The sequence below is a fragment of the Streptomyces sp. NPDC087422 genome (assembly GCF_044744145.1).
GTDB lineage: Bacteria > Actinomycetota > Actinomycetes > Streptomycetales > Streptomycetaceae > Actinacidiphila.
Genome location: NZ_JBIUXT010000004.1, coordinates 788564 through 802113, shown reverse-complemented (window position 1 = coordinate 802113; position 13550 = coordinate 788564). Strand labels below are relative to the sequence as shown.

At 72.1% G+C, this 13550-nt stretch carries 10 protein-coding genes; 2 read left to right on the top strand and 8 right to left on the bottom strand.

Translation table 11 applies throughout. The annotated features are described in order from the left end of the window. Positions 1–13: 13 nt before the first annotated feature. The 4 genes from ACIO6U_RS16850 to ACIO6U_RS16835 form a co-directional block, all read right to left on the bottom strand. Complete coding sequence (locus ACIO6U_RS16850) at positions 14–1255, bottom strand: MFS transporter (RefSeq protein ID WP_401719650.1); 1242 nt, start codon at positions 1253–1255, stop codon at positions 14–16. Between the two features lie 350 nt (positions 1256–1605). Then, positions 1606–3144: a DHA2 family efflux MFS transporter permease subunit gene (locus ACIO6U_RS16845; RefSeq protein ID WP_401719647.1), complete on the bottom strand. Its 1539-nt coding sequence runs from the start codon at positions 3142–3144 to the stop codon at positions 1606–1608. Between the two features lie 256 nt (positions 3145–3400). Next, complete coding sequence (locus tag ACIO6U_RS16840) at positions 3401–4048, bottom strand: LysE family transporter (protein ID WP_391049584.1); 648 nt, start codon at positions 4046–4048, stop codon at positions 3401–3403. 123 nt (positions 4049–4171) lie between these two features. Then, a complete protein-coding gene (locus ACIO6U_RS16835; protein WP_355339491.1) occupies positions 4172–4993 on the bottom strand; it encodes a LuxR C-terminal-related transcriptional regulator in 822 nt (273 codons plus the stop codon). 210 nt (positions 4994–5203) lie between these two features. On the opposite strand from ACIO6U_RS16835, the gene ACIO6U_RS16830 reads away from it, so the two are divergent. Further along, entirely contained in the window at positions 5204–6880 is a 1677-nt protein-coding gene (locus tag ACIO6U_RS16830) for an AMP-binding protein (protein WP_401719644.1), read from the top strand. Next, a complete protein-coding gene (locus ACIO6U_RS16825) occupies positions 6877–8523 on the top strand; it encodes an AMP-binding protein (RefSeq protein WP_401719642.1) in 1647 nt (548 codons plus the stop codon). Before ACIO6U_RS16830 ends, ACIO6U_RS16825 begins: the two co-directional genes overlap by 4 nt. A gap of 87 nt (positions 8524–8610) precedes the next feature. Here the strand turns inward: ACIO6U_RS16825 and gcl are convergent, their stop codons facing one another. From gcl to ACIO6U_RS16805, 4 genes are all read right to left on the bottom strand, one after another. Beyond that, positions 8611–10398: a glyoxylate carboligase gene (gcl, locus tag ACIO6U_RS16820; protein WP_401311691.1), complete on the bottom strand. Its 1788-nt coding sequence runs from the start codon at positions 10396–10398 to the stop codon at positions 8611–8613. 253 nt (positions 10399–10651) lie between these two features. Continuing rightward, positions 10652–11398 (bottom strand): hypothetical protein, encoded by a 747-nt coding sequence (locus ACIO6U_RS16815; RefSeq protein ID WP_391049440.1) that lies wholly within the window; start codon positions 11396–11398, stop codon positions 10652–10654. Positions 11399–11644: 246 nt separating this feature from the next. Next, complete coding sequence (locus ACIO6U_RS16810; protein WP_355338928.1) at positions 11645–12544, bottom strand: 2-hydroxy-3-oxopropionate reductase; 900 nt, start codon at positions 12542–12544, stop codon at positions 11645–11647. A gap of 72 nt (positions 12545–12616) precedes the next feature. Beyond that, positions 12617–13453 carry a TIM barrel protein gene (locus tag ACIO6U_RS16805; protein ID WP_401719638.1) on the bottom strand — a complete coding sequence of 279 codons (837 nt, stop codon included), beginning with the start codon at positions 13451–13453 and terminating at the stop codon, positions 12617–12619. Positions 13454–13550 lie beyond the last annotated feature (97 nt).

Below are 13550 nucleotides of genomic sequence, written 5' to 3'. Positions count from 1 at the left end.
CGTGGCCGGGCGCTCAGACGCCTCCGCCCTCCTCCGCGAGCACGGGACCCTCGGCCCCGCCCCTCGTCCGCCGCGCCCAGCCGATCGCGACGGCGGCCAGCAGCGGCGGGACCGCCGCCAGGAGGAAGCAGAGCGCCGGCGGCACGCCGGCGACCAGCAGTGCGGCCACGGCGCCACCGGCCGACGACCCGGCGTTGACGGCCGAGTTGACCCAGGTCGTCGCGCGGGTGGTGGCGCCGTCGGGCGCCGCGCCCGCCGCCGCGAGATAGGCGGTCGAGAGGATCGGCGCGGTCAAGGTGCCCGCGGCGGCGACGCACAGGCCGAACACCGTGAGTACGGGGGCGGCGGCCGTGACCGAGACGAGCGCGGCCAGGACGAGGAGCAGGCCGGGGAGCCGGGCGGCGGCGGGCAGCCGCCAGGAGATCCGGCCGTACAGCAGGCCGCCGAGCGCGCTGCCCGCCGACTGCGCGGCGAGGATCCAGCCGACCGCCGAGGGGTGGTGGTGCCGGTCGGCGAAGGCGATCACGAACAGCTCCACGCAGCCGAGGCAGCAGCCGATCCCGGCGGCGGCGTACGCGGCCCTGCGGACGCCGCCGCCCTTCTCGCCGAACAGCCGCAGCCGCCCGGCCGCCGAAGCGGTCGACGTGTGGCGCGGCGGCAGCAGCCGGGCGGCGGGGGAGGTGACCATCGCGAGCGTGCCGCAGCCGATCAGGGCGCCGGAGAGCACCAGGCCGTTCACCGGGTGCACGGCCACCACGAGCAGCGGCCCGCTGAGGAAGATCAGCTCCTCCGCGACCGTGTCGACGCTGAACGCCCTTTGCAGCAGCGCCTCGTCGGGCGTCAGCGCGTCCCACAGCGCGCGCATCGTCGGCCCGAGCGGCGGACACAGCGCCCCCGCCGCGCCGCTGAGCCCGGCGAACGCCCACAGCGGCGTGCCGGGCTCCCGAACGGCCGCGGCCAGGACGAACAGGGTCGTGGCGAACGGCAGCGCCAGCGTGGTCAGGCCGCGCCTGGCGCCCCAGCGGTCCACGAGCGCGGCCCGCGCGGGGCCGAGCAGGACGGACACGGTCGCGAAGAGCGTGGCCAGCAGCCCGCCGCGCGACAGCGACCCGGTGGCGGAGGTCAGGGACAGGACGAGGGAGAGCGAGACGACGCCGTAGCCGAGGCGTCCGAAAAGGGCCGCACCGAAGGTGCGGCGGGCATGGGGAAGACGGAAGACGGCAGCGTAGGACGCAGCCCGGGCAGGCGCGGACATGGGGGTGATCCTCGGGTTTCCGGGGGAAGGCGGGCGGTTTCGCGTATGCCGCGCAGCGCCGTCAACCCGCCGTCAGGGCGGGGCCGGTCGTCTGTGGGCGCTTACCGCTGCCTAGACACGGTGGGGGAGGATCATGCGCCGCACCCTACCCGTCGGACAGGGTGCGGGAAAAGAGAGACCGGCCGCCCGGCCTGTGCGCACGGGGGCGGCGCACTGGCCGGGCGGCCGGTCGGGGGGCCGGGGGTGCCGGGTGTCCCGTCCCCACGATGACCCGGCGGCCCGGTCCCCTTGACCCCGGCCCACTACCGCTCACTGCGGGGCCGGGGGGCTTGGGGAGCCCGGAGGCTTGCTTACATGTGGACGGCCTGGACGGTGGTGTCGCCCTGGCTGGGACGGCCGCTGCGGTACATGAGGGCGGCGAGGACGAAGCCGACGGCGAAGAGGGCCGCCGACCACCAGTAGGCGGTGGAGTAGCTGTGGAGCTGGGCCTGCGCGGCCACGGCCGGGGACGGCTTGTGGCTGGACAGGTAGCTCGTCGCGGCGCTGGCGGCCAGCGTGTTCAGCAGCGCCGTACCGATGGAACCGCCCACCTGCTGCATGGTGTTGACGGCCGCGGAGGCCACACCGGCGTCGTCGGCGGCGATCCCCGCGGTGGCCACGCTCATGGCGGGCGGCAGGGCCAGGCCGATACCGAATCCGATGACGAGCAACTGCGGCAGGACGTGCGCCGCGTAGGTGCTGTTGAGGTCGAGGACGGTCAGCCAGGCCATACCGGCGCCGGCCATCGCCATGCCGAGCGGGACGATCGGGCGGGGCCCGAACCGCGGCATCAGGTTGTTGGTGGCGATCTGCGCGGAGACCATCAGCGCGCCGATCATCGGCAGGAACGCCAGACCGGTCTTGACCGGCGTGTAGTGCAGCGACGCCTGGAGGAAGTAGGTCAGGAAGAGGAAGACGCCGAACATCCCGGCGCCGGAGATCGCCAGCATGATGAAGGACGCGCCGCGGTCACGGTCCAGCAGGACGCGCAGCGGCAGCAGCGGGTGCGCGGCCCTGGTCTGCCACCAGGCGAAGGCGCCGACCAGCACGCCGCCCGCGACCAGGAAGCCCCAGGTCATCGGGGAGCCCCAGTGGTGGGTCTCGGCGTTCGAGAAGCCGTAGACCAGGCCGAACAGACCCGCGACGACCATGACCGTGCCGGGGACGTCGAGCTTGGGGCGGTCGGCGGGAGCGCCCTTGCGCAGGAAGGCCATACCGCCGACGAAGGCGAGGACGGCGAAGATCAGGTTCACGTACAGCGTCCAGCGCCAGCTCAGGTGCTCGGTGAGCACGCCGCCGAGCAGCAGGCCCACACCGCCGCCCGCGCCCGCGATGGCGCCGTAGATGCCGAACGCCTTGGCGCGTTCCTTGGCGTCGGTGAAGGTCGTGTTGAGCAGCGACAGCGCGGCCGGCGCGAGCAGGGCGCCGAACAGGCCCTGGAGGGCGCGGCCGGTGACCAGCACCTCGAAGTTCTGCGCGGCGCCGGCGAGGGCGGAGGCGCCCGCGAAGCCGACGACGCCGATCAGGAAGACGATCTTGCGGCCGATGAGGTCGGCCAGGCGTCCGCCGAGCAGCAGCAGGGAGCCGAAGGCGAGGGAGTACGCGGTGACGATCCACTGCCGGTTTCCGTCGCTGAAGCCGAGGGCGTTCTGGGCGGACGGCAGGGCGATGTTCACGATGGTGGCGTCGAGGACGACCATGAGCTGGGCGAGCGCGATGACGCTCAGCACCCACCAGCGGTGGTTCGCCTTCTCTGTCTTCTGCACCGGGCCCGTGGGGCCCGCGCCGAGGGGCCCTGAGGCCGCGGCGGAGTCGCCGACGTGCGCGTCGGCGGTGGACTGGGATGACATGAGGCGGGACTCCTGAGGAGGAACGGGACGGGCAGGAACCGACCGGAACCGCTGCATGAACGAAACGGTTTCGTACTCCAACGACGGTACGACCCGACCTATCGAAACGCAAACGTTTCGTTGCCGCGTGCCCTGTGCCTCTGATCACATCACCCGATCCACCCGTCCCACCAGGCACGACGGCCGGGCGGGAGGGGTGAGGGCGGTGGTCCACCGCGCGCGTACATGTCACATCCGGCGCGCCGCGGGGTCCGGCCTACTGGTCGGCGCGCCCCGTGACCGCGACCGTCACACCCAGGCCGATCATCGCCAGACCCCCGGTGCCGCCGACGGCCGCCAGCCGCCGCGGCGAGCGGGCGAACCAGGTACGGGCCGCCGACGCGGTCAGCGCCCAGACGCTGTCGCAGATCAGCGCGATCACCGTGAACACCAGCCCGAGCAGCAGCATCTGCTCGTGTACGTGCCCCGCGCCCCGGTCGACGAACTGCGGCAGCACGGCCGCGAAGAACACCATCGTCTTCGGATTCGTCACGCCGACCACGAACCCCTCCCAGAGCGTACGGAGATCCCCCCGGGCGGCCCCGGCCGGTTCGTCCGCGCTCATCGCCGCCGACAGCGCGCCCCGCTGCCGGAACGCCTTCACCCCCAGATAGACCAGATACGCGGCGCCCGCCAGCTTCAGCGCCACGAACACCGTCACCGACCGCGCGACGATCTCCCCGAGCCCCACCGACACCGCCGTCACCAGCACATACGCGCCCGTGGCGTTCCCCAGCACACTGCCCAGCGCGGTCCGCCGCCCGTGGGCCAGCGCCCGGCCGAGCACGAACAGCACGCTCGGACCCGGAATCAGCACCAGCACCAACGACATCGCCGCGAACCCGGCCAACCGGTCGACCGACATCCCGTCCCCCTCCACGCCTCGACTCCCGCAGTCCGCGCCGTCGGCGCGCCGCAGGTCCGACGAGCGTAACCGCGGGCCCCCGGCTGAGGCCCCCCAATAACGCCGCCGTTCATCCGCCCGAGGTCAGGGCAGCAGGCCCTCGCGGCGCGCCGCGACCACGGCCTCAAGTCGCGTGTGGGCACCCAGCTTCCGCATCGCGGACCGCAGATAGCTCTTCACCGTCTCGGGCCGCAGCCGAAGCCGCGCGGCAGCCGCCGCGTTGGTGGCGCCCGACGCCACCGAGGCCAGCACGTCCAGCTCGCGCGGGGTCAGCGGCGCCGGGCGCGGGACCCGCGACGCCGCGCCGGAGGGGACCGCGGCCGAGGCCAACCGGGCGCAGGCGGACAGCAGTTCCTGCCGCAGCCGCACATCGGGAATGCGGGTGGCCAGCGCGCGCAGTTCGAGATGCGCCTCGCGCACCTGCTCCCAGGCCCGCGGGTCGGCGGTCAACGGCTGCTGGCAGAAGGAGAGCAGCCGCTGGGCCTCGTCCCGTACGGCCAGCGCCTGCTCCAGTTCGCGGACCGCGTCGAGGGCGACGGACAGCGGACGGTCGCCCAGGGCGTACGGCTGCCGCAGCGCGCCGTACAGCACCCCGCGCACCCGGCGGCGGACGACGACGGGCACCGCGAGCACCGAGCGCAGCCCCTCGGCGGCGACGGGCGGGTCGTACTCGTGGCTGATCACGCGGGACGAGCCGTAGTCGGTGACCGAGCAGGGCCGGACCGTGGCGAGGGTCTTGCCGCCCAGACCGTTGCCGGTGGTGATGGCGAGGCCCCGCAGCGACTCGGTGTCGGTACCGGACATCTCGGAGATACGGAACTGCCGGGCGCCGTAGCCGCCCGCCTGGCCCGCGGCGCCGGTCACCAGTCCGCCGAAGGCCACCGGCAACAGCCCCGACCTGCGCATTCGCAGCAACGCGGCCCGTACCTCGACCGCCTCGCCCCGCTGACCGTCCACCCGATCCACCTCCTCGCCCCCGACCGTCCACCCCGGCCAGGAGCCCGTGACTCCCGGCCGGACGGAATCGGACACCGGCTCTCACCCCCGTCCGGGGGTAGTGAGACCCAGGTCACTACCGCACGATGCTACCGAGGGGTCCATCGATGAGGAGGACAGATGGCGGCAACGGACGCGACCGGTGCTTTCCGGGCCGCCCGTGACTTCCTGCTGCGGCACCGTGAGGACTACCAGGCGGCCCGCGAGGGCTTCCGGTGGCCGGAGCCCGAGGAATTCAACTGGGCGCTGGACTGGTTCGACGCCATCGCGAAGGACAACGACCGCACCGCGCTGTGGATCGTCGAGGAGGACGGCACCGAGGTCAGGATCTCCTTCGCGGAGATGGCCGAGCGGTCCGCGAAGGTGGCCAACTGGCTGCGGGCGCGCGGCGTCCGCGCGGGCGAGCGGGTCCTGGTGATGCTCGGCAACCAGGCGGAGCAGTGGGAGACCGCGCTCGCCGCCATGAAGCTGCGGGCCGTCGTCATCCCCGCCACCCCGCTGCTCGGCCCCGCCGACCTGCGCGACCGTATCGACCGCGGCGCCGCCCGGCACGTCGTCGTACGCGCCGCGGACACCGGGAAATTCGCCGAAGTCCCCGGCGACTACACGCGGATCGCGGTCGGCGGCGCCCCCGACGGCTGGCTCTCCTACGAGGACGCGTACGCGGCGGACCCCGGCTTCGTACCCGAAGGGCCGACCCCCTCGGGCGACCCGCTGATGCTCTACTTCACCTCGGGCACCACCGCCAAGCCCAAGCTGGTCGAGCACAGCCACCTCTCGTACCCGGTCGGCCACCTCGCCACGATGTACTGGATCGGGCTGCGGCCAGGTGACGTCCACCTCAACATCTCGTCACCCGGATGGGCCAAGCACGCCTGGTCGAGTCTGTTCGCGCCGTGGAACGCCGAGGCGACCGTCTTCGTGCACAACTACACGCGCTTCGACGCCGCCCGGCTGATGGCCGAGATGGCACGCGCCCGGGTGACCAGTTTCTGCGCCCCGCCCACGGTCTGGCGGATGCTGATCCAGGCCGACCTCAGCGCGCTGGGCACCCCGCCGCGCGAGGCGGTCGCGGCCGGTGAACCGCTGAACCCCGAGGTCATCGAGCACGTACGGCGGGTGTGGGGCGTGCTGATCAGGGACGGCTTCGGGCAGACCGAGACCGCCGTGCAGGTCGCCAACAGCCCGGGCCAACTGGTCAAGGCCGGCTCCATGGGACGGCCGACGCCCGGCTACACGGTCGCGCTCGTCGACCCGGTGACCGGCGAGACCGGCGACGAGGGCGAGATCTGCCTCGACCTGCGCCGGGGCCGGCCGGTCGGCCTGATGACCGGGTACGCGGGCGAGCCCGAGCTGACCGCCGAGGCGATGGGCGGCGGCTTCTACCGCACCGGCGACATCGGCTCGCGCGACGCCGACGGCTACATCACGTACATCGGCCGCGCCGACGACGTCTTCAAGGCGTCCGACTACAAGATCTCGCCCTTCGAGCTGGAGAGCGCGCTGCTCGAACACGAGGCGGTCGCCGAGGCGGCGGTCGTGCCCGCGCCCGACGAACTGCGGCTGGCCGTACCGAAGGCGTACGTCGTCCTCGCCGAGGGCTGGGCCCCGGACGGCGAGACCGCCAAGGCGATCTTCGCGCACTCGCGGGCCGTCCTCGCCCCGTACAAGCGCATCAGGCGGCTGGAGTTCGCCGACCTCCCCAAGACCGTCTCCGGCAAGATCCGCCGCATCGAGCTGCGCGAACGCACGATGCACGACGGGAGCGGCGAATTCCACGAGGAGGACTACAAGTGAGCGCGGCGGGCGGCCCGGCGGCCCGGAGCGCCGAGCCCTCCTACGCGCACGGGACAGGGGAGACGCCGTTGCTCGGGGACACCATCGGGCGCAATCTCGACAGGGCGATCGCCGCGCACCCCGCACGCGAGGCCCTGGTGGACGTGGCGAGCGGGCGGCGCTGGACGTACGCCCAATTCGGCGCGGACGTCGACCGGTTGGCGCGCGGACTGCTCGGCCGCGGGGTGATCAAGGGCGACCGCGTCGGCATCTGGGCGGTCAACTGCCCCGAGTGGGTGCTGGTGCAGTACGCCACCGCGCGGATCGGCGCGGTCATGGTCAACATCAACCCGGCCTACCGCGTGCACGAACTCGACTACGTCCTGCGGCAGTCCGGCATCGAGGTGCTGATCTCCTCCACCGGCCACAAGACCAGCGACTACCGCGGGATGGTCGGCGAGGTGCGCGGCAACTGTCCGCTGCTGCGCGAGGTCGTCTTCATCGGCGACCCGACCTGGGACGCCCTGCTGGCCGCCGCCGACGGTGTGTCCGAGGATCAAGTCGCCGCCGTCGAGGCGACGTTGAGCTGCGACGACCCGATCAACATCCAGTACACCTCGGGCACCACGGGCTTCCCCAAGGGCGCCACGCTCTCGCACCACAACATCCTCAACAACGGCTATTTCGTGGGCGAGACGGTCGGCTACACGCAGGAGGACCGGGTCTGTCTGCCGGTGCCCTTCTACCACTGCTTCGGCATGGTGATGGGCAACCTCGGCATCACCACGCACAGCGCGTGCATCGTCATCCCGGCCCCCTCCTTCGACCCGGCCGCGACCCTGCGCGCCGTCCAGGAGGAGCGCTGCACCTCGCTCTACGGCGTCCCCACGATGTTCATAGCCGAGCTGGGACTGCCCGACTTCGCCGACTACGACCTGTCGTCGCTGCGGACCGGCATCATGGCCGGATCGCCGTGCCCGGTCGAGGTGATGAAGCGGGTGATGGCCGAGATGCACATGGCCGAGGTGTCCATCTGCTACGGGATGACCGAGACCTCGCCGGTCTCCACCCAGACCCGGATGGACGACGCCCTCGAACACCGCACCGCCACCGTCGGCCGGGTCCTGCCGCACCTGGAGGTCAAGGTCGTCGACCCGGTCAGCGGCGTCACCGTGCCGCGCGGCGAGCCCGGCGAACTGTGCACCCGCGGCTACTCGGTGATGCTCGGCTACTGGGAGGAGCCGGAGCGCACGGCCGAGGCGGTGGACGCCGGGCGCTGGATGCACACCGGCGACCTCGCGACGATGCGGGACGACGGCTATCTCGCCATCGTCGGCCGGATCAAGGACATGATCATCCGCGGCGGGGAGAACGTGTACCCGCGGGAGATCGAGGAGTTCCTGTACACCCACCCGAAGATCTCCGACGTGCAGGTGGTCGGGGTGCCCGACGAGCGGTACGGCGAGGAGATCCTGGCCTGTGTGATCCCGCGCGACCCGGCCGACCCGCCGACCCTCGCCGAGATCAAGGACTTCTGCGCCGACCGGCTCGCGCACTTCAAGGTGCCGCGCCACCTGCGGATCATGGACGCCTTCCCGATGACGGTCAGCGGCAAGATCCGCAAGGTGGAGCTGCGGGAGGACTTCAAGCCCGAAGGAGCGTGACCGCCGGGCCCGAAGCCGCGTGACGGCCGGGCCGTGACTGCTGGGCCCGCCGGCCCGTGGACCTCAGACCCGCCGGGCCCGTGGACCTCAGACCCGCAGCGGCACGACCGCCGTGGGCGCGTGGCCCGGCTCGGTGGCCAGCTCCTCGAATTCCACGACGTTGCTGATGTCGGCCGTCGTGCTCATCGAGATGTTGGTGATCCGCTCCAGGATCGCCTCGACCACCACCGGCACCCGGTACTCGGCCGCCAGCTTCTTGGCCTGCTCGAACGCCGCGCCCAGCTCGGCCGGGTCGGTGACCCGGATCGCCTTGCAGCCCAGGCCCTCGACCACCTTGACGTGGTCGACGCCGTAGACGCCCAGCTCGGGCGAGTTGACGTTCTCGAACTCCAGATTGACCTGGAAATCGATGTCGAGACCGATCTGCGCCTGCCGGATCAGCCCCAGGTACGAGTTGTTCACCAGCACGTGCACATACGGGATCCGGTGCTGCGCGCCGACCGCCAGCTCCTCCAGCATGAACTGGAAGTCGTAGTCGCCGGACAGGGCGACGACCTGCGCGTCCGGGTCCGCGGTGGCGACACCGAGGGCGGCCGGGATGGTCCAGCCCAGCGGGCCCGCCTGGCCGCAGTTGATCCAGTGCCGGGGGCGGTAGACGTGCAGCATCTGCGCGCCCGCGATCTGCGAGAGGCCGATGGTGGTGACGTACCGCGTCTCGGGGCCGAAGGCCCGGTTCATCTCCTCGTAGACGCGCTGCGGCTTGATCGGGATGTCGTCGAAGTGCGTACGCCGCTGCAAGGTCGCCTTGCGCTCCAGCGTGGAGTCGATCCAGGCGCGGCGGTCGGGCAGCCTGCCCTCGGCCTTCAGCTCGCGGGCAGCCTCGACGAAGAGCGCGAGCGCGGCCTTGGCGTCCGAGGCGATGCCGTAGTCGGGGGCGAAGATCTTGCCGATCTGGGTGGGCTCGATGTCGACGTGCACGAAGGTGCGGCCCGCGGTGTAGACGTCGAGCTTGTAGCCGGTGTGGCGGTTGGCCCAGCGGTTGCCGATGCCGAGGACGAAGTCCGACTCCAGGAACGTGGCGTTGCCGTACCGGTGCGAGGTCTGGAGGCCGACCATGCCCGCGTTCAGCTCGTGGTCGTCGGGGATGGCGCCCCAGCCCATCAGGGTCGGGATGACCGGGGTGCCGGTCAGCTCGGCGAATTCGACCAGCAGGTCGCTGGCGTCGGCGTTGAGGATGCCGCCGCCCGCGACGATCAGCGGGCGCCGCGAGGCCAGCAGCATCGCGAGCGCCTTGTCGATCTGGGCGCGGGACGCGGCGGGCTTGTAGACCGGCAGCGGCTGGTACGTCTCCGGGTCGAACTCGATCTCGGTGAGCTGGACGTCGATCGGCAGGTCGATCAGCACGGGTCCCGGACGGCCCGAGCGCATCAGGTGGAACGCCTGCTGGAAGACGCCGGGGACCTGCGCGGCCTCCAGCACGGTGGTCGCCGCCTTGGTGACCGGCGCGGCGATCGAGGCGATGTCGACCGCCTGGAAGTCCTCCTTGTGGATCACGGAGGTCGGGGCCTGGCCGGTGATGCACAGGATCGGGACGGAGTCGCCGGTCGCCGAGTACAGGCCGGTGATCATGTCGGTGCCCGCAGGGCCCGAGGTGCCGACGCACACCCCGATGTTGCCGGGGCTGGTGCGGGTGTAGCCCTCGGCCATGTGCGAGGCGCCCTCGACGTGCCTGGCCAGCGTGTGGCGGATGCCGCCGGACGCCTTGAGCGCAGCGTAGAAGGGGTTGATCGCGGCCCCGGGCACCCCGAAGGCGACGTCGACGCCCTCCAGCTTGAGGATCTCCACGGCCGCGCGGGCGGCGGTCATACGAGGCATGAGGTCCCTCTCCTGCTTCTGTCGGCGACTACTTCCCTCCAAGCTTTCCGCTATGTGGAAAAGTAGTTCTGCGATATGGAATGAACGTAAGCCGTGCCGGTGCGCGCGTCAAGAGGCGTCCCGGGCAGCGAAAAGGCGCCCGGCGCGCGGGAATTCGCGCTGCCGGGCGCCTCGGGGCACCGTGAAGGGGGGCGGGTCAGCCGGGGGTGCCGGAAAGGGGGATCAGCCGGAGGTGCCGGAAAAGGGGGGCGGGTCAGCCGGGGGTGCCGGGGCCCGTCCTGATCAACTCGTCCGCCGCGTCGTTCACCGGCTGCGGGGTGCCGGTCAGGTCCATCACGAACAGCGGTACGCCGAGCTGGTCGGCGCGCAGCCGCGCGTCGTGGGCGTAACCGGCCAGCGAGAAGAAGGCCCCGACCGCGTCCTCGTTGGCGCAGTTCAGCCAGAGGCACTCCACGTCACGGGCCGCGGTGGGCTGCGTGGTCGGGTCGACCTGGGCGACCAGTCCGTCCCCGCGCAGATCGATGCCGTTGGCCGTACGGTCCCCGGCCAGCCGTATCCCGCCGAAGCCCAGCCACTTCAGGAACTGCGCGGCGGCGGTCAGCGCGTCCCTGCCGGTCCTGATCGTGACCGGCCGGAACGGCGGCCGGTCCGTCGGCGGCGGCGGAACCTGCCCGGTGGGCTCGGGCGGCGAATCCGCCTGATGCGCCCCCGCGGGCACGGCCCCGGCCTCCTGCGCGGCCTCGCCCGCCAACGGCAGCCGGATCAGGGCGCCGCAGGCACAGTCGAACTCCGGCTTCGGCCACTCGTCGGCCCGGCCGCAGTCGGGACACCGCAGCCGTACCCACGAGTCGTCCCACGTCTTGTGCCCGATCTGCTCGGGCGCGCCCCCGGACAGCACCGGGAGCGCGAGCGGCGCACCGCACGCGCACGGGAAGGTGGGCGCGGTGTACGTGTGCTCACGGTCGCAGGCCGGACAGCGCACGAGCACCCTCTCTGCCATGTGGACAACTCCCGGTCTGCGGCGGCGGAATGTGCCTATGACAACGTGCACATCCCATAGTGCAGGAGTTTGCCGCACCTGGACCACGGCCGGGAGCACTCCCCGTACGCCAGGGCATGACGGCCTTCCGTGACGAGCGGGCCCGAAGAGAGGAAGAGGGTGGTACCGCCCGGTGGTGCGTTTGGGCGCGACAGGACAAGTCACGCACCACCGGGCGGAGTTCATGGGGTCAGGACATCGGGTGTGTCAGTCCTCGACCGGGAGGCCGGACAGCCGCTCCACACCGCGCAGCAGCGCGGAGTGGTCGAGGCCGCCGTCGCCCTGGGCGCGCAGCGAGGCCACCAGGTTGGCCACCACGGAGCCGACCGGGAGCGCGGCGCCGACGGTACGGGCGGCGTCGGTGACGATGCCCATGTCCTTGTGGTGCAGGTCGATCCGGAAGCCGGGCGCGAATTCGCGCGCGAGGAAGTTGTCCTTCTTACGGGTCAGCACGGTGGAGCCGGCCAGACCGCCGTTGAGCACCTCAAGGGCGGCGTTCAGGTCGACGCCGGACTTCTCCAGGAAGACCACGGCCTCGGCGCACGCCTGGATGTTGACCGCGACGATCAACTGGTTGGCGGCCTTCACCGTCTGCCCCGCGCCGTGCGGGCCGCACAGGATCACCGTCTTGCCGAGCGCGTCCAGCAGCGGCTTGGCCTCGTCGAAGTCGGCCCGCTCACCGCCGACCATGATCGACAGTACGGCCTCGACCGCGCCCGCCTCGCCGCCGGACACCGGCGCGTCCAGCACGCGGATGCCCTTGTCCGCGGCGGCCTTCGCCAGGTCCACCGAGGTCTGCGGGGTGATGGAGGAGGTGTCGATGAGCAGCGCCCCCGACCGCGCGTGCGCCAGGATGCCGTCCTCGCCGTACGCGATGGCCTCGACCTGCGGCGACGCCGGGACCATCGTGACGATCACATCGGCGTCCCGTACGGCCTCGGCGATCGACCCGGCGGCCGTGCCGCCGTTGGCCGCCAGCCGCTCCAGCTTCGCGGCCTCCAGCGTGTAGCCGGTGACGTCGTATCCGGCCTTGATCAGATTCTCGGCCATGGGGGAGCCCATGATGCCGAGTCCGATCCAGGCGACCTTGGGAAGGTGGGTGCTCATGGGGTCCTCTCAGGGGATGGTGGGGTACGGGAGCGCGGTCCGCGTGTCGGGGGCGCGCCGCTCCTCGCGCGTCTACGGGCGCGGCTGCCTGCCGGGAATCCAGCCGAAGGCGTTGCCCGAGCCGTCGGCGCCCGGCTTGTACTCCAGACCGGTCCAGCCGGTGTAGCCCGCCTTCCGCAAGCGGCCGAGCAGCTCCTCCAGCGGGAGGGTGCCGGTGCCGGGGGCGCCGCGGCCCGGATTGTCGGCGATCTGGACGTGCCCGGTCCTGTCGGCGTAGCGGTCGATGACCTCGGGCAGGTCCTCGCCGTTCATCGACAGGTGGTACAGGTCCAGCAGGAAGCGCGTGTTGTCCAGGCCGGTGGCGGCGTTGACCCGGTCGACGACCGCGACCGCGGCCGGGGCGCTGACCAGCGGACAGCGCGGTGACTCGGGTGCGTTCAGCGCCTCGATGAGCAAGGTGGCGCCGACCCGGTGGGCGGCGCGCGCGGCCAGCACCAGGTTCTCCAGCGCCAGCTCGTCCTGGACCGCCGGGTCGACGCCGTCGACCCGGTTGCCGTACAGCGCGTTCAGCGCGGTGCAGCCGACGGACGCGGCGAAGTCCGCGGCGACGTCGATGTTGGCGCGGAAGCGGTCCGACTCGGCGCCGGGCACCGACAGCGCGCCGCGGTCGGGCCCCGGCAGCTCGCCCGCGTAGAAGTTGAGGCCCACGAGCCGGGTCCCGGCCGCTTCGAGCGCGGACCGAAGCCCGTCGAGCCGGGCCTGGTCCGGCGTGGGGTCGTCGGTCCACGGCCACCACAGCTCGACCGCGTCGAAGCCCGCCGCAGCGGCGGCCGCGGGCCGCTCCAGCAGCGGGAGTTCGGTGAACAGGATCGAGAGGTTCACATCGAAGCGCGCGTCGGTGAAGCTCACTAGTGTGCGCACCTTCCGTATTGCGGAAGTTGTTTTCTGTCTTGTGGAACATTGAATCAGCCCCTCGGCGGCTGTCAAGTCTCCGCGGCCCCGTCCG